31 protein-coding genes are annotated in these 26,025 nt (G+C 68.9%); 14 read left to right on the plus strand and 17 right to left on the minus strand.

Features of this window, described 5'->3' with window-relative positions:
• Nucleotide 1: 1 nt before the first annotated feature.
• Together BrevBR_RS01810 and BrevBR_RS01815 are read left to right on the plus strand one after the other, a co-directional pair.
• Nucleotides 2-376, plus strand: coding sequence for a c-type cytochrome (locus BrevBR_RS01810; protein WP_332640725.1), 375 nt, complete (start codon nt 2-4; stop codon nt 374-376).
• A gap of 70 nt (nt 377-446) precedes the next feature.
• The gene (locus tag BrevBR_RS01815) at nt 447-2,726 is read left to right on the plus strand and encodes a glycoside hydrolase family 3 N-terminal domain-containing protein (protein WP_339999737.1); all 2,280 of its coding nucleotides are present in this window, start codon (nt 447-449) and stop codon (nt 2,724-2,726) included.
• On the opposite strand, the gene BrevBR_RS01820 is transcribed toward BrevBR_RS01815, so the two are convergent.
• Nucleotides 2,723-3,070 carry an arsenate reductase gene (locus tag BrevBR_RS01820; protein WP_339999738.1) on the minus strand — a complete coding sequence of 116 codons (348 nt, stop codon included), beginning with the start codon at nt 3,068-3,070 and terminating at the stop codon, nt 2,723-2,725. The two genes, BrevBR_RS01815 and BrevBR_RS01820, sit on opposite strands and share 4 nt — an antisense overlap.
• Nucleotides 3,071-3,174: 104 nt before the next feature.
• Here BrevBR_RS01820 and BrevBR_RS01825 point away from each other — a divergent pair, with 104 nt between their 5' ends.
• A complete protein-coding gene (locus BrevBR_RS01825) occupies nt 3,175-3,666 on the plus strand; it encodes a VOC family protein (protein ID WP_332640729.1) in 492 nt (163 codons plus the stop codon).
• Between the two features lie 9 nt (nt 3,667-3,675).
• On the opposite strand, the gene BrevBR_RS01830 is transcribed toward BrevBR_RS01825, so the two are convergent.
• A complete protein-coding gene (locus BrevBR_RS01830) occupies nt 3,676-4,023 on the minus strand; it encodes a winged helix-turn-helix transcriptional regulator (RefSeq protein ID WP_332640730.1) in 348 nt (115 codons plus the stop codon).
• 127 nt (nt 4,024-4,150) lie between these two features.
• On the opposite strand from BrevBR_RS01830, the gene gstA reads away from it, so the two are divergent.
• The 3 genes from gstA to BrevBR_RS01845 are packed head-to-tail and all read left to right on the plus strand — an operon-like array spanning nt 4,151 to nt 5,365.
• On the plus strand, nt 4,151-4,762 hold the full coding sequence (gene gstA / locus BrevBR_RS01835; RefSeq protein WP_339999739.1) for a glutathione transferase GstA: 612 nt from the start codon (nt 4,151-4,153) through the stop codon (nt 4,760-4,762).
• Nucleotides 4,759-5,145, plus strand: coding sequence for a nuclear transport factor 2 family protein (locus tag BrevBR_RS01840; protein WP_332640732.1), 387 nt, complete (start codon nt 4,759-4,761; stop codon nt 5,143-5,145). The genes gstA and BrevBR_RS01840 overlap by 4 nt, the downstream gene beginning before the upstream one ends.
• A 4-nt stretch (nt 5,146-5,149) precedes the next feature.
• Nucleotides 5,150-5,365 (plus strand): tautomerase family protein, encoded by a 216-nt coding sequence (locus BrevBR_RS01845; protein WP_332640733.1) that lies wholly within the window; start codon nt 5,150-5,152, stop codon nt 5,363-5,365.
• A gap of 7 nt (nt 5,366-5,372) precedes the next feature.
• Here BrevBR_RS01845 and BrevBR_RS01850 read toward each other — a convergent pair whose 3' ends face one another.
• Genes BrevBR_RS01850 through BrevBR_RS01860 form a run of 3 tightly spaced genes read right to left on the minus strand, consistent with a single transcriptional unit; the run spans nt 5,373 to nt 8,019 of the window.
• Nucleotides 5,373-6,773 carry a dicarboxylate/amino acid:cation symporter gene (locus tag BrevBR_RS01850; RefSeq protein ID WP_339999740.1) on the minus strand — a complete coding sequence of 467 codons (1,401 nt, stop codon included), beginning with the start codon at nt 6,771-6,773 and terminating at the stop codon, nt 5,373-5,375.
• 53 nt (nt 6,774-6,826) lie between these two features.
• Complete coding sequence (locus tag BrevBR_RS01855; RefSeq protein ID WP_339999741.1) at nt 6,827-7,417, minus strand: 2'-5' RNA ligase family protein; 591 nt, start codon at nt 7,415-7,417, stop codon at nt 6,827-6,829.
• A complete protein-coding gene (locus BrevBR_RS01860; RefSeq protein WP_339999742.1) occupies nt 7,417-8,019 on the minus strand; it encodes a YdeI/OmpD-associated family protein in 603 nt (200 codons plus the stop codon). Before BrevBR_RS01860 ends, BrevBR_RS01855 begins: the two co-directional genes overlap by 1 nt.
• A gap of 56 nt (nt 8,020-8,075) precedes the next feature.
• Between BrevBR_RS01860 and BrevBR_RS01865 the strand changes: the two genes are divergently transcribed.
• Complete coding sequence (locus BrevBR_RS01865; RefSeq protein WP_332640737.1) at nt 8,076-8,531, plus strand: VOC family protein; 456 nt, start codon at nt 8,076-8,078, stop codon at nt 8,529-8,531.
• 16 nt (nt 8,532-8,547) lie between these two features.
• Here BrevBR_RS01865 and BrevBR_RS01870 read toward each other — a convergent pair whose 3' ends face one another.
• From BrevBR_RS01870 to BrevBR_RS01880, 3 genes are all read right to left on the minus strand, one after another.
• On the minus strand, nt 8,548-9,180 hold the full coding sequence (locus tag BrevBR_RS01870) for a methyltransferase family protein (protein ID WP_332640738.1): 633 nt from the start codon (nt 9,178-9,180) through the stop codon (nt 8,548-8,550).
• An 80-nt stretch (nt 9,181-9,260) separates the two neighbouring features.
• Nucleotides 9,261-9,962, minus strand: a complete 702-nt coding sequence (locus BrevBR_RS01875; protein WP_332640740.1) for a VIT1/CCC1 transporter family protein — start codon at nt 9,960-9,962, stop codon at nt 9,261-9,263.
• Nucleotides 9,963-10,014: 52 nt separating this feature from the next.
• A complete protein-coding gene (locus tag BrevBR_RS01880; RefSeq protein ID WP_339999743.1) occupies nt 10,015-10,563 on the minus strand; it encodes a cytochrome b in 549 nt (182 codons plus the stop codon).
• 224 nt (nt 10,564-10,787) lie between these two features.
• Between BrevBR_RS01880 and BrevBR_RS01885 the strand changes: the two genes are divergently transcribed.
• Entirely contained in the window at nt 10,788-11,687 is a 900-nt protein-coding gene (locus tag BrevBR_RS01885; RefSeq protein ID WP_339999744.1) for a universal stress protein, read from the plus strand.
• Nucleotides 11,688-11,827: 140 nt separating this feature from the next.
• On the opposite strand, the gene BrevBR_RS01890 is transcribed toward BrevBR_RS01885, so the two are convergent.
• From BrevBR_RS01890 to BrevBR_RS01905, 4 genes are read right to left on the minus strand one after another with little or no spacing between them, the layout of a single operon-like run.
• Nucleotides 11,828-12,211: a DUF302 domain-containing protein gene (locus BrevBR_RS01890; RefSeq protein WP_339999745.1), complete on the minus strand. Its 384-nt coding sequence runs from the start codon at nt 12,209-12,211 to the stop codon at nt 11,828-11,830.
• On the minus strand, nt 12,208-12,552 hold the full coding sequence (locus BrevBR_RS01895; protein WP_332640744.1) for an ArsR/SmtB family transcription factor: 345 nt from the start codon (nt 12,550-12,552) through the stop codon (nt 12,208-12,210). The genes BrevBR_RS01890 and BrevBR_RS01895 overlap by 4 nt, the downstream gene beginning before the upstream one ends.
• Nucleotides 12,549-15,779, minus strand: coding sequence for an efflux RND transporter permease subunit (locus BrevBR_RS01900; RefSeq protein WP_339999746.1), 3,231 nt, complete (start codon nt 15,777-15,779; stop codon nt 12,549-12,551). Before BrevBR_RS01900 ends, BrevBR_RS01895 begins: the two co-directional genes overlap by 4 nt.
• Entirely contained in the window at nt 15,776-16,825 is a 1,050-nt protein-coding gene (locus BrevBR_RS01905; protein ID WP_339999747.1) for an efflux RND transporter periplasmic adaptor subunit, read from the minus strand. The genes BrevBR_RS01900 and BrevBR_RS01905 overlap by 4 nt, the downstream gene beginning before the upstream one ends.
• A 171-nt stretch (nt 16,826-16,996) precedes the next feature.
• Between BrevBR_RS01905 and BrevBR_RS01910 the strand changes: the two genes are divergently transcribed.
• On the plus strand, nt 16,997-18,304 hold the full coding sequence (locus BrevBR_RS01910) for an NAD(P)/FAD-dependent oxidoreductase (protein WP_339999748.1): 1,308 nt from the start codon (nt 16,997-16,999) through the stop codon (nt 18,302-18,304).
• A complete protein-coding gene (locus tag BrevBR_RS01915; RefSeq protein ID WP_339999749.1) occupies nt 18,301-18,504 on the plus strand; it encodes a YgaP family membrane protein in 204 nt (67 codons plus the stop codon). Before BrevBR_RS01910 ends, BrevBR_RS01915 begins: the two co-directional genes overlap by 4 nt.
• Before the next feature lie 149 nt (nt 18,505-18,653).
• On the opposite strand, the gene BrevBR_RS01920 is transcribed toward BrevBR_RS01915, so the two are convergent.
• The 3 genes from BrevBR_RS01920 to BrevBR_RS01930 form a co-directional block, all read right to left on the minus strand.
• Nucleotides 18,654-19,382 carry a PepSY domain-containing protein gene (locus BrevBR_RS01920; RefSeq protein ID WP_339999750.1) on the minus strand — a complete coding sequence of 243 codons (729 nt, stop codon included), beginning with the start codon at nt 19,380-19,382 and terminating at the stop codon, nt 18,654-18,656.
• Complete coding sequence (locus BrevBR_RS01925; protein ID WP_339999751.1) at nt 19,379-19,852, minus strand: DUF411 domain-containing protein; 474 nt, start codon at nt 19,850-19,852, stop codon at nt 19,379-19,381. The genes BrevBR_RS01920 and BrevBR_RS01925 overlap by 4 nt, the downstream gene beginning before the upstream one ends.
• Nucleotides 19,853-20,046: 194 nt before the next feature.
• Nucleotides 20,047-20,697 carry a DUF2231 domain-containing protein gene (locus tag BrevBR_RS01930; RefSeq protein WP_339999752.1) on the minus strand — a complete coding sequence of 217 codons (651 nt, stop codon included), beginning with the start codon at nt 20,695-20,697 and terminating at the stop codon, nt 20,047-20,049.
• A 114-nt stretch (nt 20,698-20,811) separates the two neighbouring features.
• Between BrevBR_RS01930 and BrevBR_RS01935 the strand changes: the two genes are divergently transcribed.
• The 4 genes from BrevBR_RS01935 to BrevBR_RS01950 all read left to right on the plus strand — a co-directional run bounded on the left by BrevBR_RS01935 (nt 20,812) and on the right by BrevBR_RS01950 (nt 22,619).
• Nucleotides 20,812-21,093, plus strand: a complete 282-nt coding sequence (locus BrevBR_RS01935; RefSeq protein WP_332640753.1) for a hypothetical protein — start codon at nt 20,812-20,814, stop codon at nt 21,091-21,093.
• Nucleotides 21,090-21,530, plus strand: a complete 441-nt coding sequence (locus BrevBR_RS01940) for a Spy/CpxP family protein refolding chaperone (protein ID WP_332640754.1) — start codon at nt 21,090-21,092, stop codon at nt 21,528-21,530. Before BrevBR_RS01935 ends, BrevBR_RS01940 begins: the two co-directional genes overlap by 4 nt.
• Nucleotides 21,531-21,537: 7 nt before the next feature.
• Nucleotides 21,538-22,113, plus strand: coding sequence for an RNA polymerase sigma factor (locus tag BrevBR_RS01945; protein ID WP_339999753.1), 576 nt, complete (start codon nt 21,538-21,540; stop codon nt 22,111-22,113).
• Nucleotides 22,114-22,280: 167 nt separating this feature from the next.
• A complete protein-coding gene (locus BrevBR_RS01950; RefSeq protein ID WP_339999754.1) occupies nt 22,281-22,619 on the plus strand; it encodes a hypothetical protein in 339 nt (112 codons plus the stop codon).
• A 110-nt stretch (nt 22,620-22,729) separates the two neighbouring features.
• Here BrevBR_RS01950 and BrevBR_RS01955 read toward each other — a convergent pair whose 3' ends face one another.
• Together BrevBR_RS01955 and BrevBR_RS01960 are read right to left on the minus strand one after the other, a co-directional pair.
• The gene (locus BrevBR_RS01955; RefSeq protein ID WP_339999755.1) at nt 22,730-24,157 is read right to left on the minus strand and encodes a copper resistance protein B; all 1,428 of its coding nucleotides are present in this window, start codon (nt 24,155-24,157) and stop codon (nt 22,730-22,732) included.
• Entirely contained in the window at nt 24,154-25,902 is a 1,749-nt protein-coding gene (locus BrevBR_RS01960) for a copper resistance system multicopper oxidase (RefSeq protein ID WP_339999756.1), read from the minus strand. The genes BrevBR_RS01955 and BrevBR_RS01960 overlap by 4 nt, the downstream gene beginning before the upstream one ends.
• Nucleotides 25,903-26,025 lie beyond the last annotated feature (123 nt).

A 26,025-nucleotide genomic window follows, 5' to 3' on the forward strand; every position in this document is an offset into this window, starting at 1 on the left:
CGTGACCGCAATCTGGCTGCTGCTCGCGGTCTTCGCCGCCCCGCCCCCGCCACAGACCGACCCCGGCGCGCGCGCGTTCCAGCGGTGCGCGGCCTGTCATTCCCTGCGGTCGAACGAGGAGTCGGCGCCCCGGCTGGGCGACGTGCTGGGGCGGCGGGCGGGCGCCGTCCGGAGTTTCGCCTATTCCGACGCCATGGAGGCCGCCGGCCAACGGGGTCTGGTGTGGGACGCGGCCACGCTGGAACGGTTCCTGGCCGACCCTGACGCCGTCGTGCCCGGCACCACCATGCCCTATCAGGGCGGTTCGGCGGCGGAGAGAAGGGCGCTGATCGACTGGTTGCGCCGATCGAGCGAGGCCTCCCGCAACCGGTTGTGATCGCCGCGGGCTAGGCGCGGACCGGCCCGGCCGTTAGGTCTGACCTGTCTGCCAGTGGAACCGGTTACACATGCGTCACGCCCCCTTCCCCGCCCCGACCCGCCGCACGCTTCTGGCCGGAGGCGCGATGGCGGCCGGAATGGTCATGGCGCCGCGGATCGCGGCGGCGCAGGCTGCGGCGGACCTGGACCGGGTCAACGCCCTGATCGCCCGCATGACGATCGAGGAGAAGGCGGGCCAGCTGAACCTGCTGAACGACCCCTTCCGCTGGCGGCCCGAGGGCGTGAATCCCGGCGACTTCAATCCGGACCAGGCCGCCGTCGCCGCCGATATCCGCGCGGGACGGGTCGGCGCCCTGTTCAACGGCGTCGGCGCGCAGGGCGCGCGGATGGTGCAGGACATGGCCGTCCGCGACAGCCGGCTGGGCATTCCCCTGCTGTTCGCCGCCGACATCGTCCACGGCCTGCGCACCACCTTCCCGGTGCCGTTGGGCGAGACGGCCAGCTGGGACACGGATCTGGCCATGCGCACGGCCCGGGCGGCGGCCGTCGAGGGCGGGGCCGCGGGCGTGCACCAGACCTACGCCCCCATGGTGGACATAGGCCGCGACCAGCGCTGGGGCCGGGTGGTCGAGGGCGCGGGCGAGGACGTGCTGCTGGGCAATCTGTTCGCCGCCGCCCGGACCCGTGGCTTCCAGGGCGACGACCTGAAGGCCTGGTCGTCCCTACTGGCCTGTCCCAAGCATTTCGCCGCCTATGGCGCGGCCGAGGCGGGCATGGACTACAACTCCACCGACATGAGCGAGCTGGAGCTCCGCTCGGTCTATCTGCCGCCGTTCAAGGCCGCCTTCGACGCAGGCGCCCTGTCGACCATGAGCGCCTTCAACGACCTGAACGGCGTCCCGACCAGCGGCAACAAATGGCTGCTGACCGACATCCTGCGCGGCGAGTGGGGTTTCGCCGGCTTCGTGGTCTCGGACTATACCTCGGAGCAGGAGCTGATCGCTCACGGCTACGCCGCCGACGGACGCGACGCCGCCCGTCTGGCCCTGATGGCCGGCGTCGACATGTCGATGAAGAGCGGACTGTACCTCAAACACATCCCGGAACTGGTCCAGTCCGGCGACGTGCCGATGGCGCGGGTAGACGAGGCCGTGCGGCGGGTGCTGATGACCAAGGCCGCGCTGGGCCTGTTCGAAAATCCGTACCGCGGCTCCGACGTGCGCACGGAGCGCCGGGTCCACGGCAGCCGTGAGCATCTGGCTCTCGCGCGCGAGGCGGGCCGCAAGTCGATCGTGATGCTGAAGAACGAGGGCGGCCTGCTGCCCCTGCCGAAGACGGGCAAACGCTACGCCCTGATCGGGCCGTTCGGGGCGGATACGACCGACCTGTTCGGGCCGTGGTCGATCTTCAAGGATCCGAAGCTGGCGGTGTCGCTGGAACAGGGGCTCCGGACGGCGCTGGGCGAAGGCTCCAGCCTGACCGTGGTCAAGGGTTCGGACGTCGAGGCGCCGATCGCCGGCGGGATCGAGGCGGCGGTGATGGCCGCCTCGCAGGCAGACGTCGTGCTGCTGGCCGTCGGCGAGTCGCAGGCGATGTCGGCCGAGTCCAAGTCGCGCGTCGACATCGGCGTGCCCGCGCCGCAGCTGGCGCTGGCGCAGGCCGTGGCGGCGACCGGCAAGCCCGTGGTGGTTCTGCTGCGCAACGGCCGCGGCATGGAACTGGCCGGCGCCGTGAAGGACGCCCCCGCCATCCTGGTCACCTGGTTCCTCGGCTCGGAGACGGGGAATTCCGTGGCCGACGTCCTGTTCGGCGACCACGCCCCGACCGGCCGGCTGCCCGTCAGCTTCCCGTACCGGTCGGGACAATCGCCCTTCTACTACGCACACAAGACCACCGGCCGGCCGTCGCAGCCGACCGACACCGAGTTCACCGCCAAATTCCGCGAGGCGCCGCATCTGGCCCTCTACCCGTTCGGACATGGTCTGACCTACGGGACCGTCAGCTACTCGGCCGTCCGCCTTTCCGCTCCGACCATGGCCTGGAACGGCACGATCACGGCGAGCGTGACCCTGACCAATCCGGGCGCCCGGGCGGCGTCCGAGGTCGTCCAGCTCTACATTCGCGACAAGGCCGCCTCGATCACCCAGCCGATCCGTCTGTTGAAGGGCTTCCGCCGCGTGACCGTACCCGCGGGCGGTTCGCTGGAGGTCACCCTGCCGTTGACGTTCGCGGAGCTCAGCTTCCTCGGTGCGGACCTGCGCCCCACGACCGAGCCCGGCCTGTTCGACGTCTGGCTGAGCGCCGACGCCCAGAGCGGGCAGCCGGCGACTTTCACCCTGATCCGCTAGATCACCGCTTCGGCGTAGCGGTCGGGCTTGAAACCGACCAGCGTCCGGCCGCCCAGATCCAGCACCGGCCTTTTGATCATCGACGGCTGGGTCAGCATCAGGTGGACGGCCTTGGCCGCATTGAGGTCGGCCTTGGCGGCGGCCGGCAGCGCCTTGAAAGTCGTCCCGGCGCGGTTCAGGACCGTCTCCCAGCCATGCTCCGCCACCCAGCTCTCGACGCGCGCGCGGTCGATCCCGGCCTTCTTGTAGTCGTGGAAGTCAAAGGCGACATCGTGCTCCGCCAACCAGACACGGGCCTTCTTGACGGTGTCGCAGTTGGGGATGCCGTAGAGAGTCGGGGTCATGACGCCTGTGTGGCGACGCCGCGCCGGAACCGCAAGCCGCCGCCGGCGTTTGCATTTAACCGATTAGTTTAATATAAGGCCCTGTCAGCAAAAGGAGACGCCCCATGACCGCCCTCCCTCCCCGCCAGAAGGTCATTCCCTGCCTGTGGTTCGACAAACAGGGCGAGGAAGCCGCCCGCTTCTATGTTTCTTTGCTTCCGGATTCGCGCATCGACGCCGTCGTCCACTCCCCGGGCGACTACCCTGACGGCAAGGCCGGCGATGTCCTGCTGGTCGAGTTCACCTTGGCCGGCAGCCGCTACACGGCGCTGAATGGCGGCCCGATCTTCAAATTCAACGAGGCCGTTTCCCTGCAGATCGACTGCGAGGACCAGGCCGAGGTCGACCGCCTGACCGAAGCCCTGTCCGCGGTGCCCGAGGCCGAGCAGTGCGGCTGGGTCAAGGACCGCTACGGCATGTCCTGGCAGATCGTGCCCTATGCCCTGAACCGCCTGCTGGCCGACCCCGACGCGGGCGTCCGGAAGCGCGTGTTCGACGCGATGATGCAGATGAAGCGGCTGAACGTCGCCGAGCTTGAGCGCGCGGCGCGGGGCTGATCGCAGACGTCAGTCGGCCGCCGCCTTCAGGCGGTCGCTGACATCGACGATGGCCTGAATAACGGGGCCCAGTTCACGGCCCAGCGCGGTCAGGGCGTATTCGACGGATGGAGGCGAGGTCGGCAGAACCGCGCGGGTGAGCACGCCCTTCGCCTCCAGTTCCCGCAGACGGGTGGTCAGCACCTTGGCCGAAACGGCCGGGATGTCGATTCGCAGTTCGCTGAACCGGCGCGGGCCGGCTCGTAGATGCCAGATCACATGCGGCGTCCATGCGCCGTTGATCAGGGACATGCATTGCGCCAGCTGGCAGCCCGGGGGCGGCGCGCCGGAGCGGTTCTTTCTGATCTTGAGCGGCATGGTTTCGTCCGGCGGGTTACCGCGCAGATACCGCAAACAGCAGGTAACCTCAAGTTACCGGGTTTCCAATGGATACCGCCGTGGCTAGCTGTGGGGCGCACCCCTCCGGTTCGAAAGGCCGCTTGCCATGAAACTCTTCTACAGCCCCGGCGCCTGCTCGCTGGCGACCCACATCGTCCTGCGCGAACTGGACGTTCCGTTCGAGATGGAGCGGGTCGATGCGAAGACCGGACGCACGGAAACAGGCGCGGACTTCCGGTCGATCAATCCCAAGGGTCAGGTCGCCGCCCTGCAGCTGGACGATGGCCAGGTCCTGACCGAGAGCGCCGCACTGCTGCAATACGTCGGCGGACTGAAGCCGGACGCGGGGCTGGTTCCTGACGATCTTCTGGCCCGCGCCCGGCTGCAGGAGCAGCTGAATTTCATCGCTTCGGAGTTGCACAGCGCCTTCAGCCCGCTGTTCAATTCGGCTACTTCGCCACAGAACCGCGAGGCGGCCGCAACCCGGATCGCCGCAAAGCTGGATCATATCGAGACCCTGTTCGCCGACGGCCGGAGCTTTGTGCTGGGCGAGGCCTATTCGGTGGCCGACGCCCATCTGTTCGTCATCGCAGGCTGGGCCGAGCCGACCGGCATCGGCCTGGATCGCTGGCCGCGGCTGGAGGCGCACGGCGCCCGGATTGCGGGACGCCCCGCCGTCCGCGAGGCCATGGCGGCCGAAGGCCTGGTCGCACCATGAACGGACCAGCACCCTTTGCTGAAATCGCGGCGGCGATGACCGACTATTTCGACGGACTGTATCTGAGCGACACTGTCCGGCTGGGGCGGGTTTTCCATCCTGAGGCGCAGTACGTTTGCGCCTCGGGCGGGACGCTGACGCGGCTGTCGATGGAGGAGTATTTTCCCATGGTGGACGCCCGCCCCTCCCCCGCCAGCCGGTCGGAGCCACGCGCCGACCGGATCATCTCGATCGAACTCGCCGGACCGGTCACCGCCCTTGTCCGCGCCGAATGCGCCATCGGACCCAAGCGGTTCACGGACTTTCTGACCTTCATCCGTCTGGACGGCGAGTGGCGGATCATCGCCAAGGTCTTCCATTTCGACCTCATCGAGGAGTCCTGACCCCATGCCCTACGTCAACATCCGCATCACACGCGAGGGCGCGACGCCCGAACAGAAGGCCCGCCTGATCAAGGGCGTCACCGATCTGCTGGTCGAGGTGCTGGACAAGAACCCGGCCACCACCTTCGTGGTCATCGACGAGACCGCGCTGGAAGACTGGGGCGTCGGCGGACTCCCGGTCGATCAGTATCGACGCGAGCAGGCGGCGCGAAAGACCTGACCGCCGGTCAGTCCTCGTCCGCCTGCCTGGCTCCGACGGCTATCGGGCCGGACGTTCCAGACAGCGCCCGGTCCAGCGCCTCCCGGTCCAGACCCCTTTCCCACTTCGCCACGACGATGGTGGCCACGGCGTTGCCGGTGAAATTGGTCAGGGCCCGGCATTCGCTCATGAACCGGTCGACTCCGAGGATCAGGGCCATGCCGGCGACCGGCACCGAGGGCACGACCGCCAGGGTGGCGGCCAGGGTGATGAAGCCGGCGCCCGTCACGCCCGCCGCTCCCTTGGAGCTGAGCATGGCCACGGCCAGCAGAAGCAGCTGATCCCAGAGCGACAGATCGACGCCGCAGGCCTGGGCGATGAACAGGGCGGCCAGGGTCATGTAGATGTTGGTGCCGTCCAGATTGAACGAATAGCCCGTGGGCACGACCAGCCCGACCACCGACCTGTCGCAGCCGGCGCGGCCCATCTTCTCGATCAGGCTGGGCAGGGCCGCCTCGGACGAGGAGGTGCCGAGGACGAGCAGCAGTTCCTCCTTCAGATAGCGGATCAGCTTGAAGATCGAGAAGCCGTTCACCCTCGCCACGGCGCCCAGCACCACCACAACGAAGAAGGCCGAGGTCAGGTAGAAGGTCGCCACCAGGGCCGCGAGATTGATCACCGATCCGATGCCGTAGCGGCCGATGGTGAACGCGAAGGCGCCGAAGGCCCCGATGGGCGCCGCCTTCATCAATATGGCGACCAGTTTGAAGAAGGCCTCGGACACGCTTTCCAGCACCGTCATTACCGGCTGGGCCCGGTCGCCGATGATCGCCAGCGAAACCCCGAACAGGATGGCGAAGAAAAGCACCTGCAGGATCTCGCCGCCAGCGAAGGCGCCGACCACGGTCTCGGGAATGATGTTCATCAGGAAGGCGACGATGTCGGTCTCGTGCGCCTTCTGGACATAGGTCCCGACCGCGGCCGGATCGAGCGTCGCGGGATCCACATTCATGCCCGCGCCGGGCCGCACGACATTGGCGACGATCAGGCCGACGATCAGCGCCAGGGTCGAGAAGGTCAGGAAATAGGCGAAGGCCTTGCTCACCACCTTTCCCAGCTTCCCCAGGTCGCGCAGATGGGCGATGCCGGTGGCCACGGTCAGGAAGATCACCGGGGCGATGATCATCTTCACCAGCCGGATGAAGGCGTCCCCCAGCGGCTTCAGCCCTTCCCCGAACGATGGCCAGAAATGGCCGATCAGGGCGCCGAGAGCGATGGCAGTCAGGACCTGGAAATAGAGGTGGCTCCAGATCGGCTTCTTCGCGGGTGCGGAAGGCGGCGCGGCCTCGACCGCGACGCCGGGCGCGATCTTCACCGGGCGAGGCGAGCGCTTGCGCGGCGTACCGGATGTCGTCGGCTTGCGCGCCATGCCGTTCTCCCTCTGACCGCGCGTCTGCGCGATTCCCGGCGAAGCCTAGGGACTCAGCCGCGCAGGGGCCAGCGGCCGAGTGTGTGATAGATCGATCGCCCGACCTCACTGTGAATCAGCAGGAAGTCGGCCGCGCGCCAGCCGACCGGTTCAATGATGCGCTCCGGCAGTTGGCGGTCCCCGTATGTCAGGGTCAGGTGCGGGGTGAAGGCCTCTCGCGACAGGGTGCGGACGCCCGCGCGCAACAGCGCCCTGAACAGCCGGCTCCGGAAGGCGCCCAGCGCCTCGACACCTTCCCCGCCCAGCAGGACATACGGGTGTTTTCCGGGCGCACCCGCGAAACTGGCGGCGCGGTCGAAGGTCACGTCGAAGGCGGCTTCGGACAGGCCGTCCATGGCGTTCCGGATGTCCGTGATCACGCTCCGCGGCAGCGAATTCTCATAGTCGCCGACGTGGATCAGGGTGATGTGCAGCCGGTCGGAGCGAATGGGAGAGCCCCTCAGCCCGTGATCAAGGCGCGCCTCCTCCAGCGCCTTCGACGCCGCCCCGGCCTGGTCCGGCGGCAGCATGAGGCCGACGAACAGGCGCTCGATCCGCGCGGCGGCGGGCGCGCCGAACAGGTCTCCGGACAGGGCCGACGCCATCAGCGCTCTTTCTGGGGATGCGGGGTCTCGCCGCGCTTCAGCATCTCGACCAGGTCCGCGATCTTCTTCCTTCGCCCGGCCTCGGTCTTCATGTTGTGGGTGCGGAACGCCAGGGCGAAACGGTTCTGGGCGCTGAGCTTGCCGAACATCTCCTTCGCCTTCGGCTCGGCGTCTATGGCGGCCTGGAGATCGGCGGGGATGGCCATGTCCTTGCTGCCGCCATAGGCCCGCGCCCATCGGCCGTCGGCCTTGGCCGCCTCGACCTCCTTCAGGCCGTGCTCCGTCATTCGCCCCCCGGCGATCAGGCGGGCGACGTTGTCGACGTTGATCTGGCTCCAGATGCTGGTCTTCGTCCGCGGGGTGTAGCGCTGCAGATAGCTGGTCTCGTCGAAACTCTTGCGCACCGCGTCGATCCAGCCCCAGCACAGGGCGACATCGATGGCCTCCTTCGGCGTGATCGACGGCAGGCCCGAGGCCACCTTGTGGATCTTTATCCAGACCTCGTTCTCGCTGGCGTGGTGCTTGCCGAGCCAGACGTAAAAGGCCCGGGCGTCGGCGAACTCGCGGACGTGGTCGGGATCGACCGTGATTGGACCTTTCACTCCCACGCCATGATTCCCTAGGTTGCTCGACGCCACATCGGAACAGGATCGAAATCATGACCGAAAGCAAATTGCTGCGCATGGACAATATCGGCATCGCGGTGGAATCCCTCGATGACGCCATCTCGTTCTTCACCGAACTGGGCCTGTCGCTGGAGGGGCGCGGCATGGTCGAAGGGGAATGGGCCGGGCGCATCACCGGACTCCACGATCAGCGCGTGGAGATCGCCATGATGGTCACGCCTGACGGTCACAGCCGTCTTGAGCTCTGCCGTTTCCTCGTCCCGTCCGTCGTCTCGGATCACCGGAACGCCCCGGTGAACGCCCTCGGTTATCTGCGCGCCATGTTCGCTGTGAGCGACATCGACGACACCGTCGCCAGATTGCGCAAGCATGGCGCTCAGCTGGTCGGCGAGGTGGTTCAGTACGGAACCGCGTACCGCCTCTGCTACATCCGCGGGCCCGAGGGAATCCTCGTCGGACTGGCGGAACCGCTGGGCGACAGCCGGTAGGCCGCCGCCGTTCCCCCTAGGGAAGGTGAGCCACCACTCCGAGCCAGTGCACCGCCTGGCCTGCATCGATCAGTTCGAACAGCGGGATAGCCAGCAGAAACACCAGTCCGTCCCGGATGGTGAGCAAGAAGAGAGACGGGCGGACGCTTATTTCTTCCGCATCGCGCCACAGCGAAAACCGCGGCCAGAACCGGGGTGTGCGGGCGACATACCTCGCATAGCTCTCGCCGAATTCCCGGAGCAGGAAGGCTTCTTCCCGGAGAACCGTAAAATGGAACACCAGGACCGCGGCCCCCAGGAATGCAGCGCCGATAATGAGGCTGCCGCTTTGCGCGCCGATGCCGAACGCCCCGATAAAGCTGAAGACATAGAGCGGGTTCCGGCTGATCGAATAGGGACCCCGGTCGACGATCTCCGCCTTCTTCCGTCCTCCGATATAGAGGGTGCACCAGGCGCGGCCGACGATGGCGACGACGATCGCCCCAAGACCGACAGCCTCGACCGACTCGTGCCAGGGCCCGTCGACGCCGCCGATGGACTGGCTGACCACGGACAGGGCGATCAAGCCCAGGAGTGCGACGCCGACGGCGACCTTCCGGACCTTCTGAACTGTGCCAAGATTGAGGGCGGGCGCCGGCGTCGGGGTCATGTCAGGTCTCCGTGGGCGAAAACAAACAGCGAAACTGTGACGGTTTCGGGCCCGGGCCGGCCGGGTCGCGCCGCCTTCATCTAGAGGACGGTTCCAAAGAGCCGGCCGATGCCAACCGTGGCCCCCATCGCGAGCACGCCCCAGAAGACCACCCGCAGAACGGACCGGCCGACATTCGCTCCGCCCGCCAGGGCGCCGAGGCCGCCCAGTCCCGTCAGCCCCGCCAAGGCGCCGACGCCAACCCAGATGATCAGGCCCTGCAACGGGGCCAGGGCGACAAGAACCAGCGGTGCAAGGGCTCCGCACGCGAACGTCAGGGCGGAGGTCAAGGCCGCCTGAACCGGACGCGCCGTCGTGATCTCCGAAATCCCCAGTTCGTCCCGCGCATGCGAGCCGAGCGCGTCCCTGGCCATGAGCTGGAGCGCCACCTGCCGGGCCAGATCGGGCTCGACGCCCCGAGCGGCGTAGATCCCGGCCAGTTCCGCGACCTCCGCCTCGCGATCGTCGGCCAGCTCCGCCGTCTCGCGAGCAAGGTCAGCCTTTTCGGTGTCGGATTGGGAGCTGACGGAGACATATTCTCCCGCCGCCATGGACATCGCCCCGGCGACAAGGCCCGCCACGCCGGCGATCAGTATCCCCTCGCGCGTCACCTGGGCCGCCGCAACGCCCATCACGAGGCTGGCGGTCGACACCAGTCCGTCGTTGGCGCCAAGGACCGCGGCCCGCAACCAGCCGATGCGGGCGACGCGGTGACGCTCGGGATGCAGGGCGAGACGGCTCATGCGGCGACTCCGGGCAAGCGACGCAACCTACGCCGAAGAAACGGGACCGTCTTCATCGGGGAAAACCCGGCGCCATGCGACGAAGGGTCGAATCCCTGAGCACATAGTGGTGGAACAGCGCCGCCGCGGCGTGGAGGCCGATGAGCCAGTACCCAACCACGCCGACGGTCGCGTGGATATCCTCGATCCGGCCGGCCAGCCCTTCATCGGGCGCGACCAGCGGGGGAAGGGTGAGACCGAAAAACGGAACCGGGTCGCCTTCCGCGCTCAGCAACACCCAGCCCATGACCGGCATCGCGACCATCAGGAGATAGAGGGCGCCGTGCACGACCGCCGCCGGGACGGCTGACCAGGTGCGGGGAGAAGGTCCGGCAGGCGCGAGCGCGCGGGCCGCCAGCCGGACCCATACAAGGGCGAAAACCGAGAGGCCGAGCATGTAGTGCCAGGTCTTCAATCCTTCCCGGATCCCGCTGCCGCGCGGATAGATTTCCCGGAGTTCCATGCAGGCATAGACCGCGGCCAGCAGCGCCAGCATCAGCCAGTGCATCAGGATGGAGAACCGGGAAAACGGCCGAGCGGGATGATGGACTGAGGCGACCATGAAATGCTCCGGAGTGAAGGCCATCAGACTTGCACGGGGACGATCCGGTCGCCTTGATCCAAAGCAAGGCTGGCGGAGTCCCTGGAGGGACGGATCGAGGACCACCGGCCTTCAAGGGGCGGCGGCCGGACGCGCGGCGGAATCCGGCTCCCGGCGCCTTGCGCTCGATCAATGCCGGGGACGAACGAAGACGGCAGGCTGCCGGCGAATCCAGGGAGATCGCCATGCCTCGTTCCGTCCGTCGGGTCACCGTCTGTCTGGACGGCTCGCCTCAGGGAGAGGCGCTGGTCCGACAGGCCGCCGCCCTGGCGCGGCGACTCCCCGCCGGACTGATCGGCCTGCGCAGCCTGCAACGTCCCTCCCCGTCCCCGCCGGAAACCTTTGCAAGAGGAACGGGCGCGATTCACGAAGTGCTGGAGCATCAGGCGGCGCAGGAGCAGGCCCTCGTCCTGGCGGCCCGGAACGCGTTCGCCGCAGTCGTGCGGCCCTTCGGCGTGGAGGCGGAATTTCGCCCCGTCTGGAACGACGACCCGCAGGCGATCGCACGGGCCGCCGACGGCGACCTCGTCGTTCTCGGCCGCCCGCGCCTTCCGGGCCTGCCGGAGGCCCTGACGGCCGAACGCCTGCTCCTTAAGGCGTCCCGGCCCGTGCTGGTGGTCCCCGAGGACTGGGACGAGGATCTGGGCCGCCGGGTGCTGATCGGCTGGAACGGCAGCCCGGCGGCCAGACAGGCGGTCGATCAGGCCCTGGGGCTGATGGGGCCCGACGCCGCCGTGACGATTCTGATCGTCGATGAGGCGGCGGCGGCCGAAAGCGCGGTCGAGCTGGCCGGGACCCTTGGGGCGGCCGGCGTTCGCACCGCCGTGCAGCGGGCGGACTCGCACGGAGACGGCGTGGCGGAGGCCATCACCGCGGCGGCGAACGCGGCGAGGGCGGACCTGGTCGTTCTGGGCGGCTATAGCCGCTCGCCCTCCGTCGAACGGTGGTTCGGGGGCGTCACCCGATCCTTGCTGGCGTCCGCGCGTCATCCCCTGCTGCTCTCCCACGTCCCGGAAGCCGCGCGAGGGGCCGTCATCGACAATGACGGGGCCGCAGGCCCTGCCACGCTCGCCGCATACAGATAGACCGACGCCCGCCTTGAACAGTGAGGAGCACCGGGGTGGGCACTTTCCGGCCGGGCGCGGCGCTCCTCGGCGAGCAGATCGGAAGGATGTCGGAATCACTCAGGCGCGCGCGATCTGGATCAAGCTGTCCGTCACGGGGATCAGATCGCGTCGACAGCCGCCCGAAGGCGGGCGCCGACTGTCCCGGCGTGCTCAAGCAGGGCGGCGTTGTCGATGGCCCGCATCGAGGCGGCCGGATCGATCGAAAACACCTCCACGCCGCTGTCCAGCTGCTGCACCACGACATTGCAGGGGAGCATCGCCCCGACATGGGATTCCATCTGCAGGGCCTCATGCGCCATGACGGGATTGCAGGCGCCGAGTATCCGGTAAGGCCGGAAATCCTGGCCGATCTTCGCCTTCAGCGTCGCTTGCACGTCGATCTCCGTCAGGACGCCGAAGCCGTGCTGCTGCAAGGCGGCGCGGGTGCGTTCGAGCACGGCCTCGAAGTCGCCTTCGACGGCGCGGGCATGGTAGTAGGTCATGGGGAGGGCTCCTTCGGCTTCTCCCGGTAAATCTCGCAAAGCAGGGCGATGATTCGGGCGGCGGCCGGGTCCGCCACGCCGTAGTAGATGGTCTGTGCCTCGCGTCTGGACGCGACGACTCCCTCCTGCCGCAGCCGGGCGAGGTGCTGGGAACAGGCCGATTGGGACAGGCCGGCGAAAGCCGCCAGTTCACCGACCGCGCAATCGCCCTCGCTCAACCGGCACATCAACATCAGCCTCTGCTCATTGGCGAACAGGCGCATCAGCGCCGCGGCGGACGCCGCCTGGGCCTCCAGTCCGGCGAGGGCCGCCGGGCTCGGGAGCGGGAGGGGTTGGGTCATCGGGCGTCTCCGTCAGCGACAGGCCCGGGAAGAGGCCGGCCGTCGTCCTTCAACGCGATATAGATGGCCGGGATCACCAGCACCGTCAGAATCGTCGAGGAGATCAGGCCGAACAGCAGGGAGATGGCCAGACCCTGGAAGATGGGGTCGAACAGGATCACCGCCGCCCCGATCATGGCCGCGAGCGCCGTCAGCAGGATCGGCTTGAAGCGGATCGCTCCGGCCTCGAGCAGGACCTCGCGCAAGGGTCGGCCGGGGGTGCGGGCGTGGCGGATGAAGTCGACCAGCAGGATCGAGTTTCGCACGATGATCCCCGCCAGGGCGATGAAGCCGATCATCGAGGTGGCGGTGAAGGGCGCCCCGAACAGCATGTGGCCGATGACGATCCCGATCAGCGTCAGGGGGATGGGCGTCAGGATCACCAGCGGGATGCGGAAATCCTTGAACTGGGCGACGACCAGAACATAGATTCCCAGCAGGGCCACGCCGAAGGCGGCGCCCATGTCGCGGAAGGTCACCCAGGTGATCTCCCATTCGCCGTCCCACAGCACCGAGGGCCGGGTCTCGTCGGTCGGCTGGCCGTTGAGGCGGACCTCGGGCCGCGGTAGATTCTTCCAGTCGTGGGCCCTGATCGCCGCGTCGATGGCCAGGATGCCGTAGATCGGCGCCTCGAACTGGCCGGCCAGCTCGGCGGTGACCATTTCAGCGGCGCGGCCGTCGCGGCGGTAGACAGGCCAACTCGCCAGTTCGTTGCGAGCCTCGACGACCTCGCCCAGTTCGACCAGCCGCCGGCCGCCGTCGATCGTGGTCACGGCCACCGGCATGACGGCCATCTGTTCGTTCCAGGTCCGGGCTGACTGGGGCAGACGCACGGCGATCTCCACCGGGGTCCGCTCGTCGTCGCGCAAGGCGTAGCCGAGCACCTGACCGCCCATGATGGCGGCGATGGAGTCGTGCACCTCGCGCTCGGACAGGCCGAAGCGCTCGATCTTCTCGCGGTCCGGGATCAAACGCAGCACCGGTCGGCGGACGCCATAGCTGTTGTCGACGTCGACCACCGAGGGCTCGGCGCGGAACAGAGCCTCAAGTTCGGCGGCCACGGCGCGGCGGGTCGCCGGATCCGGGCCGTAGACCTCGGCCAGCAGGGTAGCCAGCACCGGGGGACCCGGCGGGGCCTCCACCACCTTGATCGACGATCCCGCCGGCAGCGGCAGCTCGGCCAGACGGCGGCGCAGATCGAGAGCGACGGCGTGGCTGCTGCGGCTGCGCTCGCCCTTGGGCGCCAGCATGACCGCAAGATCGCCCTGTTCGGCGCCGGAGCGCAGGAAATAATGGCGGACCAGGCCGTTGAAGTTGAACGGCGCGGCGGTTCCGGCGTAGCTCTCCAGCGACTCGACCTCGGCCAGAGTTCCCGCCACGGCGGCGGCGCCGGCCAGGGTGCGCTCGGTGGCCTCGAGGCTGGTTCCTTCAGGCATGTCCAGCACGACCTGCAGCTCGGACTTGTTGTCGAACGGCAGCAGCTTCACCGGCACCGCCCGGAAGCCGAACATCGACATGGCCAGCAGGGTGGCCAGGCCGACGACGATCAGGAAGGTCCAGGCGCTGCGGCGGCTGTGGATCACCGGCGTGGCCACCCTGCGATAGAGGCGGCCCAGGGCGCCCTCCCCCTCGTCATGTCCATGTCCCCCCGCCAGCGTCTTGCGCGCCAGGCGGATCATCAGCCATGGCGCGATGACCACGGCGACGAAGAAGGAGAAGACCATGGCCGCGGAGGCGTTGACCGGGATCGGCGCCATATAGGGGCCCATAAGGCCCGACACGAACAGCATGGGCAGCAGGGCGGCGACCACGGTCAAGGTCGCGACCACCGTCGGATTGCCGACCTCGGCCACGGCCTCGACCGTCGCCTGGGCCCGGCTGCGGCCGTCGTTCATGGCCCAGTGCCTCGCGATGTTCTCGATCATCACGATGGCGTCGTCGACGAGGATGCCGATCGAGAAGATCAGGGCGAACAGGCTGACGCGGTTGATGGTGTAACCCATCAGGTTGGAGGCGAAGAGAGTCAGCAGAATGGTTGTCGGAATCACCACCGCCGTCACGCCGGCCTCGCGCCAGCCGATGGCGAAGCCGATCAGGATGACGATGGAGATGGTCGCCAGACCGAGGTGCATCAGCAGCTCATTGGCCTTTTCGTTGGCCGTCTCGCCGTAGTCGCGGGTGACCACGACCTCGAGACCGTCAGGGATCAGCGTCCCCTTCAGCGCCTCGACCCGCTGCATCACTCCGTGAGAGACGACCACAGCGTTGGCGCCCTGGCGTTTGGCGACGGCCAGGCTGACGGCCGGGGTCCGGCTCCAGCCGTCGCCGGCGCGGGCGTAGTGGGCGGCCCGGGCCTGATCCTCACGCGGGGCCTGAACGATCGTCGCCACGTCGCGCAGATAGACGGGCTCGCCCGCCATCGAGCTGACGGTCAGTAGGGCAGCGTCTTCGGGCGTGGCAAGGCGCTCGCCCGAGCGCAGCGCTACGGCCTGCCCCTGATCACGGAAGGAGCCGGCGGGGAAGCTGCGGTTGGCCTGGGCGACGGTTTCGAGCACCGAGGAGAGGGCCACGCCGCGCGCGGCCATACGGGCCGGATCGGGCTCGACCCGGATCTCGGACGGGCGACCGCCGACGATGAAGGTCAGGCCGACGTCCTCGACCTTGCCGATCTCGGTGCGCAGTCGGGCGGCGACGTCGTACAGGGCCTGATCGCTCCAGCGACCGGCCGCGTCAGCGCGCGGCGTCAGGGTCAGGACCACGGCGGGCACGTCATTGATGCCGCGGGTGACGATCTGCGGTTCGGACACGCCGACGGGGATGGCGCTGTAGTTGGCGCGCACCTTCTCATGCACCCGAACCGCCGCGTCGTCGGGGTCCGAGCCGACCACGAAGCGGGCGGTGACCATGACCTGGTCGTCCTGCACCTGGGTATAGACGTGCTCGACGCCGTCGATGCTGCGTACGATGGCTTCCAGCGGCTTGGCCGCCAGTTCCGCAGCGTCCGCGGCGCCCAGACCAGGGGCCGCGACCATGATGTCGACCATCGGGACGCTGATCTGCGGCTCCTCCTCGCGAGGGATCGACAGCACCGCCATCAGGCCGACGGCGATCGCCGCCAGCAGCATCAGGGGCGTCAGCGGCGAATTGAGCGTGGCGCGGGTCAGGCGACCGGAGAGGCCGAGGTTCATCGGGCGCGCTCCGGCGGGGCGCCTGCGGGGGCGAGGACAACATCGCCCGCCCTCAGGCCCGACAGCACTTCCACCCGATCGCCGGGCACCGAGCCGCCCAACTGGACCGGCGCCTCGCTGACGCGGCCGGCGCGGTCGACGGTGCGGACGAAATCGATGCCGAAGCGCGTCGCGACGAAGCGTTGCGGCAGGACCAGGGCGCGGCGCTGGCCGATCGGAACCTGCACGATGACCCGCTGTCCGACCCGGTCGCTGGCCAGGCCGTCCACGGCGATGTCGGCGGTCGTCCGTCCCGCGGTGGAGGCCGGGTAGATCTGGGCGATCGCGCCGCTGGTCACGCCGGGCAGATCGTCGCCCTCCAGGGCGACAGTCTGGCCGACACGCAGGTTCCGGCCCTGGGCTTCGGGCACTTCAAGGCGCAGGACCAGGGGGCCAGCGGTGATGGTGGCGACCGACTGCCCGGCGCTGACAACCGAGCCGGCCGGCACGTCGGCGGCGAGCACCCGACCTGACGTCGGGGCGAGAATCCGGCCTTGGGCGCCGGTCTCGGCGCTGGCCGAGCGCACGGCCCGGGCGGCCCGGACCTGGGCGTTGGCGGCCTGGGAGGCGGCGAGAGCCTGGTCGAGCCGGGCCTGGGCGTAGATGCCCTTGTCGAACAGGGTCTGGATGCGCGACAGGTCGGCCCGGGCCCGCGCGGCCTCGGCTTCGGCCGCCGCGACCTGGGCGCCGTAGGCCGCCGTCTCGAGACCGACCCGGTTGTCGACGACCATGCCGATGACCTGGCCCTGGCGCACCATGTCGCCTTCGCGGACGTTCAACTGCGTGAGCGTGCCCGGAATGCGGGCCCGCGCCTCGCCGAGATCGCGCGAGGAGACGACGGCCGAGGCTGGTTTGACCGCGTCTATCAGGGCCTCGGTCACGGCGAGACGTTCGCCTCGGGCCGGCGCGGTCGCCACGACCTCTGGCTCTCCGCCACAGGCCGACAGACCGCCGACCAGAAACGTGGCGGCGGCGAGGGCTGCGAACAGGGCCGTGGGTTTCGTCATGGGCGCGTCCTTATGTAAGCTTGCGCTAATATTAGGTACTGCTAATATGAATGCAAGCTTGAGGACTGTCCTCCCGGCCTGGCGGACGGGCCTTGATACGGATCAAGGCGCGGCGATCGGGGCGGTGCAGGATCGGGCTTCCGGGAAACCGTTCTGGAATGGAGATCGCGCATGGACCGGCCCACCATCGTCATCCTCGGCGCAGGCCTGGGCGGCGCCATCGCCGCCTATGAACTGCGCCACGTCCTGGGTGATCGCGCGCGGATCGTCATGGTGTCGAAGGGCGACACCTTCCACTTCACCCCGTCCAATCCATGGGTGGCGGTGCACTGGCGCAAACGCGAGGCGATCGAGGTCAGCCTGCCGGAGGTGATGAAGCGCAAGGGCGTGGAGTTCATCAACGTCGGCGCCAGTCGCATCCGGCCCGCCGAAAAGGGCGTCGACCTCGCCGACGGCCGGGCGTTGCATTACGATTATCTGGTCATCGCCACCGGCCCCGACCTGGCCTTCGACGAGATCCCGGGCCTGGGACCCGACGGCCATACGGTGTCGATCTGCCATGTCGACCACGCCGTGCACGCGGCCGTGTCCTTCGACGAATTCGTGAAGAACCCCGGCCCGATCGTGGTTGGCGCGGTCCAGGGCGCGTCCTGCTTCGGGCCGGCCTATGAGTTCGCCATGATTCTCGACACCGAGCTGCGCCGCCGCAAGCTGCGCGACAAGGTGCCGATGACCTTCGTCACCTCCGAGCCCTACATCGGCCACCTCGGCCTCGACGGCGTCGGCGACACCAAGGGTCTGCTGGAAAGCGAGATGCGCCAGCGCCACATCAAATGGATCACCAATGCGAAGGTGAAGAGCGTCGAGGCCGGCCTGATGCACGTCGAGGAGATCGCGGAGGACGGCGCCGTCAAGGCCAGCCACGATCTGCCCTTCGCCTGGTCGATGATGCTCCCGGCCTTCCGCGGCGTGGAGGCGGTGCGCGGCGTTGAGCACCTGACCAATCCCCGCGGCTTCGTCCTCGTGGACAAGCACCAGCGCAATCCGGCCTGGCCAGAGATCTTCGCCCTGGGCGTCTGCATCGCCATACCCCCGACCGGCCCGACGCCGGTGCCTGTGGGCGTGCCCAAGACCGGCTTCATGATCGAAAGCATGGTCACGGCCATCGCGGCCAATCTGAAACAGATTCTCGATGGTCAGGCGCCGACCAACGAGGCCAGTTGGAACGCCATCTGCCTGGCCGATTTCGGTGATGGCGGCGTGGCCTTCATGGCCCAGCCGCAGATTCCACCGCGTAACATCAACTGGTCGGCCAGCGGCCGCTGGGTGCATACGGCCAAGGTCGCCTTCGAAAGCTATTTCCTCCACAAGATCCGCAAGGGCCAGGCCGAGCCGCTCTACGAGAAGCTGGCCCTTGATCTGATCGGCGCCCACAAGCTGCGCCAGACCCCATCCGCAGTTCAGGAAAAGCAGTCATGAACCTCGACCGCGCCGTCATGATGTTCGCCGGATTCATGGTTCTTCTCAGCCTGGCGCTGACCCACTGGGTCCACCCGGCGTGGGTGTGGCTGACGGTGTTTGTGGGGGCCAACCTGCTGCAAGCCTCCATCACCGGCTTCTGCCCGGCCGCGAAGCTGTTCCGTCGCCTCGGCGTTCGTCCGGGAAATGCGTTCCGTTAGACGAGTCACGCCGCGCCTGGCCCCGATTGATCTCCGCTCGGCCGGATTCGTGGCGCGGGTCCGTCCCTTGCCGCCTTCGCCGCGCTACCGGACTTCGCTGATCCTGACCGGTCGCCGGCGCCGGGAAGTCCTCCAGGGTGATGCGAACGTCAGTCGGGCCGGGCCGCCCGCCTGGCCGCGCGGAACCCCTTCAGATCCCGCGCCAGCCGGATCCACAGCAGGACGAACCCGGTGATCACGATGCTCAACGTCAGCGCGGTGGTGATGATGATCAGGGGGTGATTGAAGTCCTCGCCGTCGTTCCAGTCCATGACATGGAGACGCCAGAAAAAGTCGTAGAACCGCCAGACGCCGGACCGGCGCGTCACCACCTCGCCGGTCGCCGGCGAGAGGTAGAAGCTGGTCTTCTCACGATCGGCGAAGTCGACGCGCCAGAGGGGTCCGGTCCGGCCCGTCTCCCCAGGCGCCGTCTTCAGAAGGACGGCGCCTGAAACCCCGGCCTCGCCCCGGTAGGCGCTCCTGGCGAGCGCCGACGCCTCGGCGGCCGACAGCGGCCCGAAGGGCCGTCCGGTGAGGGCCGACACCGTGACCGGCTCGCCCTCAACCGGCTTCAGGATCCACGCCGGACCCCGCGGCGTCGGGCGCAATTCCGCCTGGACGGGCGCGACCCTCGCCCGGCGGACGATCTCGCCGAGCGCCGGCAAGTTCCCGAGATCCACAGGCGCCGGTTTGAGTTCGACCGCGCGATGCTCGCTGCGCACCGTCTCGATCGGAATAGCCGTCATCACCAGACCGCCGCCGACCCAGAAGAGGACCTGCAGGCCCACCACGAGGGCGATCCATTTGTGCAGTTGGGTGGAAAGCTTGAGAATCTTCACGACGCCGCCTGTCCGTGACGCGCGAAGACGCGCGTGCCGCCGCCCTTCAGCACCAGCAGGGTCTCATAGGCCTCGCGCGCGCCATCGGCGGTCTCCATCCCGGGGGATCCCAACGGCATCGAGGGCACGGCCAGACCGACGGCCTCGGGCCGCTCGGCCAGCAGCCTGCGCACGTCCGCGGCGGGAACATGCCCTTCCAGCACATAGCCTCCGATCAGGGCCGTATGGCAGGAGGCCAGGTCGTCGGATATCCCACGACTGGTGCGCAGGCTCCCCAGGTCGGGCAGTTCATGGACCTCCGCCTTGAACCCGGCCGCGCGCATGTGGTCGACCCAGGCCGTGCAACAGGCGCAGCCCGGGGTCTTGTAGACAGCGAGCCCGGTCGCCGAACGGCCCGACGCGCATGCCGCCAGAGCGGCCGCGCCAACGCCCGCGGCGAGCAGCGTCCGACGTGAAAACGGGGTAGGCATTGGTCTCGGTATCCTGTGATGAGCCGCGGCGCGGTCAGGACGCGGGGCGGAAGGGCCGGGCTGAGGAGTGATAGATGCCGATGCGCCACTCGTCATCCCGTTTGCGCAGCACGCTCGTGGCGACCCCGCGGCGCTCGATCGGCGCCCGGACCGCGTCCTTGGAGGTGATGGGGCAGGTTTAGCCGCCCGGGCGTTCAGAGCATCAGATGTCTCAGGCCGTGGGTCAGCATGCCGCCCAGCAGGCCATTGAGAACGACGGCGGCGGCGGTGATCGTCAACAGGGAGATATAGACCAGCTCGCGCCCACGCCCGGGATTGCGGACCCAGTGCTCCTTGGCCCACCAGCTCAGCAGCCCCAGCGCCGCGATCGAGGTGCCGAGCCACCGGTGGTAGGCGTGGGTTGCGTCGTCCTTGCCGGGAGGGCCCATGGCGAACCACCCCAGCATCACCGCGACGACGGCGGACAGGGCCGCCAGGGCGATGATGACGCGCGCGCCCTGGGTCAGCACTGGACGGCCCAGCGTCAGCGCAGCGATCTCGAGCACGGCGGCGACCAGGAACAGGGCGATGGGAAAATGCACGGCCGCCGGATGCATCGCGCCGAACCAGCGGTAGAGGCGCCGGGGCATCGGAGCCGGCGCCGCACCGGCCATCCTGGCCCCGTGATCCATGTCCTCGACCGTGCCGGTCGGGCCCGGCGCGGCCGCCATTCCCGCCTTCGGTCCGGTGGCGACCTGGGTGCGTGCGGCGGAGGCCTTGTCGTGATCTTCGTGCGCAAACGCCGGGGCGCTGACCAGAAGGGCCAGAACGACGGCGAGTCCCCGTAGACATTTCCGCAATCTCATCGCCCTCTCCAGTCCGCCCTTCTGTCAACTACGCACCGGAGCGGCGGCCCCCTCGCGCGAGGGATTGCGGGCCCGATCGCGTATTAGAGTTCAGGGCGGCAAGGAGAGTGTTCGATGACGCATGATCTGGAGGATCTTCTGGCGCGGTCGGCGGCGGCGTCCCCGACCCGGCCGCTCGACGGCCTGGAGCCCCTCGTCTGGCGGCGGGTCGACGCCCTCCGCGGCGACAGGCTCGTCTCGCAACTGCGCCTCGGGGCGGTGGCGATGGCGCTCGCGACCGGCCTGACCGTCGGCGGCGTCGGCGCGGTCGCCGCGCCGACGCCGCCTGGCGACATGGCGATTTTCTCGCTCGATGCGGACCTGTCGCCGCTCATGAGACTGGAAACTGGCCAATGATGCGCGGCTGGCGCGCCATCGCCCTGACCGCTGTGCTGGCCGCGCTGGCCAGCGGCGCGGGCACCTGGATCAGCGCCAGTTGGGTGCTCGACCGCCGCGAACCGCCGTCGCTGCACGATATCGTGCATGACGACCTGAAACTTTCCCCCGACCAACTGACCCGGATCGAGGTGGTCGAGGCCCGCTTCGCGGGCCGCCGGCCGGCGCTCGAGGCGGACGTCCGCGCGGCCAACCTGGAACTGGCCCGCGCCATCGAGCAAAGCGATGGCGACAGTCCCGAGGTGCAGGCCGCGGTGGATCATTTCCACGTCGCCATGGGCGCGCTGCAGAAGGAGACGATCGCCCACGTCTTCGAAATGCGGTCCGTGCTGACGCCCGCCCAGGCCGAGATCTTCGACGACCGCATCGTCGCAGCCCTCGCCCCGGACGAAACCTAACATCGGAGTGGCGAACCCCGACGATTTGCCAAGCCGCGCCGCTGCGGGTGATCGTGCGGCCTTCGGCGAGCTGATGCGGCTGAGCAAGACCGCCCTGTTCCGCATGGTCCGGCGCTATGTCGGGGACGAACAGGAGGCTTGGGATCTGTTGCAGGACACCTATGCGGCGGCCTGGATCAGCATCGGCCGGTACGATCCGCACCGGCCGTTCGAAGCCTGGATCCGGACGATCGCCCTCAACAAATGCCGGGACTGGAGCCGGCGCCGGTTCGTCCGCCGGCTTGTCCGGAGCGGTGTCGAGCTGTCGTCGCCCGAAGCCCTGGCCGTGCCGGACGGCGCCGAGCCTGCGGACGAACAGATGGAGTCCAGCCGCCGGCTCGCCCGCCTCAATGACGCGATCGGCCGCCTGCCGCCGCACCTCAAGGCGCCGCTTCTGCTCACCGCGATCGAGGGCCGCAGCCAGGCGGAGGCGGCGGGCATTCTCGGCGTTTCGGTCAAGGCGGTCGAGACCCGGGTCGCTCGCGCGCGCCGCAAGCTGTCCGACGCCTTGGGCGACCGCCCGGCGGCTCCCGCTCCGGAGTGACGGCAATCGCAAGCATTGCCCGCGGGCGGGCGTGAGGGGTCCGCGCCTTGCCTGCGTATTCGGTATTGAGACGTCGCGTTTCTCGACGGGCGGCCGGAGGCCGACCGTTTCCGCCGGCAACGCCATATCCGGCACCGGCCCTCGATCCCCTTTCAGGAGCTTGTCAAATGAGAATTTCGATCCTTCCGGCGCTCGCCGGCGCGGTCGCCCTGGCGGCCTGCCAGCCCGCCGCCGAGCCCCAGCCCGTCGAGGCCGCGGTCGAGACGCCGGCCTCCGTGGAAGCCGATCCGGCGGCGGCGCCCGATTCCGCTCCGGCCCGCCCGGTCTCCCCGGCGGGCCCCGCGACGCCTCCCCGGGCTTCGACGCCCCCGTCGTCGCGGCCCGCGCCGACTACTCCGGCTCCGCAACCGGACCCGCAGCCGGCCCCGACGCCTCCGCCCGCCGATCCCCACGCCGGACACGACATGTCCGGGATGGAGGGCATGACCATGCCGCCCGGGCAATAGTGCGATTGAATCACCGGAATTCTTCGATGAACCGTACGACCCTCGCCGCTCGGGCCGCCCTGCCGGCGCTCGCGGGCGCTCGCGGGCGATGATCTTCCCTGTCGCATCGCCTAGAACCAGGCCCGGATCCCCGCCACCAACCGGGTATCCTCGGCGCTTCGGCCGTCCGCTTCCAGAAAGTCCCGCGTGGCGCCGAAGCTCCTGGTCCATTCGACGCCGATATAGGGCGCGAACTCCTTGCGGATCTCGTAGCGCAGTCGCGCGCCGATCTGGAGGGACGACAGCCCCGAGCCGATGGAAAGTTCAGGAACGTCCTGCGCGGACAGCACCACCTCCGCCCGTGGCTGCAGGATCCAACGCCGGGTGATCCGCTGGTCGTATTCGGCCTCGCCCCGCGCCGTAAGGTCGCCTTCGCTGGACAGGAAGGCCGCCGCATCCACCTCGAACCAGTGGGGCGCCAGCCCCTGGACGCCGACCACCAGATCCGTCCGGTCGCCTTCGGGCCGCCAGGTCTGTCGCAGGCCGGCCTGGAGGTCGAAGAAGGGCCGGATGGCGCGGCTGTACAGCGCCTGAATCTCCGCCTCCTCCACCTCGTCGCCGAAGGCCCCCTCGCCTTCCGACTTCCACCAGAACCGGTTGATATCGCCCCCGCTCCATCCCTGGGCGTCCCAGGCGTAGCCTTCCTCGCCCTCCGCGGCCGTCGCCTCCAGCTGGTCGATGATCACGGCGGTGGTGCGCACATCGCCGTTCTCCACCCGCAACTGCTCGCGGGCCGCCGCCATCTCGACCGGGTCGAACAACAGATCGGCCGCGTGGGACGGGCCGCGGGCCGCGCCGGGCGGAGGGGCGGCTTCCGGCGGCCGCCCGGGATTGTCGGCGCTGGTCGGCGCCTCAGGCGGCATGGCCGCGCCCGACATGTCGTGGCCGGCGTGAGGATCGGCCTGGGTCGCTGGCGCAGACTGTGGGCCGGCGCGCATTGTCGACATGTCGTGGCCGGCATGGGGATCGGGCGGCGCCGGCCTGTTCTGGCCCATGGTCGGCATGCCATGTCCGGCGTGAGGATCGGCCGGGGTCGTTGGCGCAGACTGTGGGCCGGCTCGCATGGTCGACATGTCGTGGCCGGCATGGGGATCGGGCGGCGTCGGCCTGTTCTGGCCCATGGTCGGCATGCCATGTCCGGCGTGAGGATCAGCCCCGGTCGTAGACGCGGGCCGTTGGCCGGCCTGCATCGTCGACATGTCGTGTCCCGCCGGCGAGGGCGCGGCCTGGCCCATGGCGGACATGTCATGCCCGGCGTGCGGATCCGCCGCCGGCGCCCGCTCCGGCACGGAGCCCGCCGGACAGGCTGGCGCGCCGGGTGTTCCGGCCCGGGCGGGGGCCGCCGTGGGCGCGCCGCGCCGGACACAGCCGGCAGGCAGCGGGGCGGCGGGCCGGGCCGTGACGGGCGCGGGGGCGTGCCCCGCGTGGCTCTGCGCAAACGCCGGGCCGGCCGAGGCGGCGAGAAGCAGCGGGATGAGACCGACGGACAGGCGGATCATGACGACGCTCCTTCCATCGGGCGGACGGTGACGACGTTGAACATGCCGGCATGCATGTGCATCAGCATGTGGCAATGGAAGGCCCAGTCCCCTGGGTTGTCGGCGGTCAGATCGAAGGTGACCTTGCCTCCGGGCGGCACGTTCACGGTGTGCTTCAACGGCTGGTGACCGGCCGGCCCGCCGGTCACCAGTTCGAAGAAGTGGCCGTGCAGGTGGATGGGGTGGGCCATCATGGTGTCGTTGACCAGGGTCACCCGCACCCGTTCGTTGAGTTCGAACCGGAACGGCTCCACGCCGTCGCTGAACTTGCGGCCGTCGAAACCCCACATGAACCGTTCCATGTTGCCGGTCAGATGGATTTCCATCATCCGCGAGGGCGCGCGCTGGTCCCTGTTGGGCTGAAGCGACACCAGGTCGGTGTAGACCAGGACGCGATGATCGACGTCGGTCAGGCCGGTCGGCCGCTCGCCAAGGCGGTTCTGCGGGTCCATGGAGATCATGTCCACGCCCACGCCCACCGCCATGTCAGGGGGAGCGTTGTCCGGATCCCGCATGTTCATGCCGGCCATGGCGCCATGGTCCATGCCCGCCGCCGGGTGGGCCCCCATGGAACCGTGATCCATGCCGCCCATGTTTCCCATGCCCATGTCCTTCATGGTCAGGTTGGGAACCTCGCGCAGCGGCGGGACGTCCGCCGTCATCCCGGGGCGCGGCGCCAGGGTGGCCCGCCCCATCCCGGAGCGGTCGATCGCCTCGGAGACGATGGTGTAGGCCCGGTCCTCCGTCGGGGTGACAATCACGTCATAGGTTTCGGCGACCGAGATCTGGAACTCGTCGGTCTCGACCGGGCGTACGTTCTCGCCGTCGGCCTGGACCACCGTCATCGGCAGGCCGGGAATCCGGACGTTGAAGATCGACATGGCCGACGCGTTGATGATGCGCAGCCGCACCCGTTCGCCCGGCCGGAACAGGCCGGTCCAGTTCTCCGCCGGCCCGTGGCCGTTGATCAGATAGGTGTAGGTCGAACCGTTGACGTCGAGGATGTCGCGGGGATCCATCCGCATCCCGCCCCACATGCGGCGTTCCTCCAGCGTCATCCGGTCGCTGCCGTCCAGCAGCCCGGCAAGGGTGGTGCGCTGGCGGTTGAAATAGCCGGGGCTCTTCTTCAGCTTCGTCAGGATCTCGTGCGGATGCATGAAGCTCCAGTCCGAGAGGACCAGGACATGCTCGCGATCGTAGCCGATCGGGTCCACGCCCGCCGGATCGATGACGATGGGGCCGTAGTGGCCAAGCGCCTCCTGCAGCCCTGAGTGGCTGTGGTACCAGAAGGTGCCTGATTGGCGGACCGGGAACTCGTAGACGAAGGTCTCGCGCGGCCGGATGCCGGGGAAGCTGATCCCGGGAACTCCGTCCATCTGGAAGGGCAGCAGGATGCCGTGCCAATGGATCGAAGTGTCTTCATCCAGCCCGTTTGTGACCGCCAGGCGCACGTTCTGGCCTTCGCGCAGCCGCAGGACCGGCGCCGGGAGCACGCCGTTGATCGTCGTGGCCAGCGCCGTCCGTCCGTTCAAGGTGAAGGGGGTCCGGCCGACCGTCAGGTCGATGTTCGGTCCCGTCAGCGTCGGCAGGTCCGACCGCAGGCCCGCCGTTCCAGTCTGCGCCCAGGCGGGCAGCAGTCCTTGCAGTCCCAGGAGACCGCCTCCGGCGACAGCTCCGCGCAGCAGTCCTCGACGATCGAGCTTCATGGGACACTCCTGAAATGCTGGCGGTCGCCCCGCCGCTCTGCAGCGGGGATCTCTAGGGGTTTACGCAGGCGGCGCGCGCGCCCCTCGCCGCAGGCCCGGGCGCGGCCGCTCCGACGGGATGGC

The sequence above is a fragment of the Brevundimonas sp. BR2-1 genome (assembly GCF_037626195.1).
Lineage (GTDB): Bacteria > Pseudomonadota > Alphaproteobacteria > Caulobacterales > Caulobacteraceae > Brevundimonas.

Coding starts and splice junctions, on each gene's coding strand:
- BrevBR_RS01815 (WP_339999737.1), top strand. CDS start 447: ATGCGTCACGCCCCCTTCCCCGCCCCGACCCGCCGCACGCTTCTGGCC.
- BrevBR_RS01820 (WP_339999738.1), bottom strand. CDS start 3,070: ATGACCCCGACTCTCTACGGCATCCCCAACTGCGACACCGTCAAGAAG.
- BrevBR_RS01825 (WP_332640729.1), top strand. CDS start 3,175: ATGACCGCCCTCCCTCCCCGCCAGAAGGTCATTCCCTGCCTGTGGTTC.
- BrevBR_RS01830 (WP_332640730.1), bottom strand. CDS start 4,023: ATGCCGCTCAAGATCAGAAAGAACCGCTCCGGCGCGCCGCCCCCGGGC.
- gstA (WP_339999739.1), top strand. CDS start 4,151: ATGAAACTCTTCTACAGCCCCGGCGCCTGCTCGCTGGCGACCCACATC.
- BrevBR_RS01840 (WP_332640732.1), top strand. CDS start 4,759: ATGAACGGACCAGCACCCTTTGCTGAAATCGCGGCGGCGATGACCGAC.
- BrevBR_RS01845 (WP_332640733.1), top strand. CDS start 5,150: ATGCCCTACGTCAACATCCGCATCACACGCGAGGGCGCGACGCCCGAA.
- BrevBR_RS01850 (WP_339999740.1), bottom strand. CDS start 6,773: ATGGCGCGCAAGCCGACGACATCCGGTACGCCGCGCAAGCGCTCGCCT.
- BrevBR_RS01855 (WP_339999741.1), bottom strand. CDS start 7,417: ATGGCGTCGGCCCTGTCCGGAGACCTGTTCGGCGCGCCCGCCGCCGCG.
- BrevBR_RS01865 (WP_332640737.1), top strand. CDS start 8,076: ATGACCGAAAGCAAATTGCTGCGCATGGACAATATCGGCATCGCGGTG.
- BrevBR_RS01870 (WP_332640738.1), bottom strand. CDS start 9,180: ATGACCCCGACGCCGGCGCCCGCCCTCAATCTTGGCACAGTTCAGAAG.
- BrevBR_RS01875 (WP_332640740.1), bottom strand. CDS start 9,962: ATGAGCCGTCTCGCCCTGCATCCCGAGCGTCACCGCGTCGCCCGCATC.
- BrevBR_RS01880 (WP_339999743.1), bottom strand. CDS start 10,563: ATGGTCGCCTCAGTCCATCATCCCGCTCGGCCGTTTTCCCGGTTCTCC.
- BrevBR_RS01885 (WP_339999744.1), top strand. CDS start 10,788: ATGCCTCGTTCCGTCCGTCGGGTCACCGTCTGTCTGGACGGCTCGCCT.
- BrevBR_RS01890 (WP_339999745.1), bottom strand. CDS start 12,211: ATGACCTACTACCATGCCCGCGCCGTCGAAGGCGACTTCGAGGCCGTG.
- BrevBR_RS01895 (WP_332640744.1), bottom strand. CDS start 12,552: ATGACCCAACCCCTCCCGCTCCCGAGCCCGGCGGCCCTCGCCGGACTG.
- BrevBR_RS01900 (WP_339999746.1), bottom strand. CDS start 15,779: ATGAACCTCGGCCTCTCCGGTCGCCTGACCCGCGCCACGCTCAATTCG.
- BrevBR_RS01905 (WP_339999747.1), bottom strand. CDS start 16,825: ATGACGAAACCCACGGCCCTGTTCGCAGCCCTCGCCGCCGCCACGTTT.
- BrevBR_RS01910 (WP_339999748.1), top strand. CDS start 16,997: ATGGACCGGCCCACCATCGTCATCCTCGGCGCAGGCCTGGGCGGCGCC.
- BrevBR_RS01915 (WP_339999749.1), top strand. CDS start 18,301: ATGAACCTCGACCGCGCCGTCATGATGTTCGCCGGATTCATGGTTCTT.
- BrevBR_RS01925 (WP_339999751.1), bottom strand. CDS start 19,852: ATGCCTACCCCGTTTTCACGTCGGACGCTGCTCGCCGCGGGCGTTGGC.
- BrevBR_RS01930 (WP_339999752.1), bottom strand. CDS start 20,697: ATGAGATTGCGGAAATGTCTACGGGGACTCGCCGTCGTTCTGGCCCTT.
- BrevBR_RS01935 (WP_332640753.1), top strand. CDS start 20,812: ATGACGCATGATCTGGAGGATCTTCTGGCGCGGTCGGCGGCGGCGTCC.
- BrevBR_RS01940 (WP_332640754.1), top strand. CDS start 21,090: ATGATGCGCGGCTGGCGCGCCATCGCCCTGACCGCTGTGCTGGCCGCG.
- BrevBR_RS01950 (WP_339999754.1), top strand. CDS start 22,281: ATGAGAATTTCGATCCTTCCGGCGCTCGCCGGCGCGGTCGCCCTGGCG.
- BrevBR_RS01955 (WP_339999755.1), bottom strand. CDS start 24,157: ATGATCCGCCTGTCCGTCGGTCTCATCCCGCTGCTTCTCGCCGCCTCG.
- BrevBR_RS01960 (WP_339999756.1), bottom strand. CDS start 25,902: ATGAAGCTCGATCGTCGAGGACTGCTGCGCGGAGCTGTCGCCGGAGGC.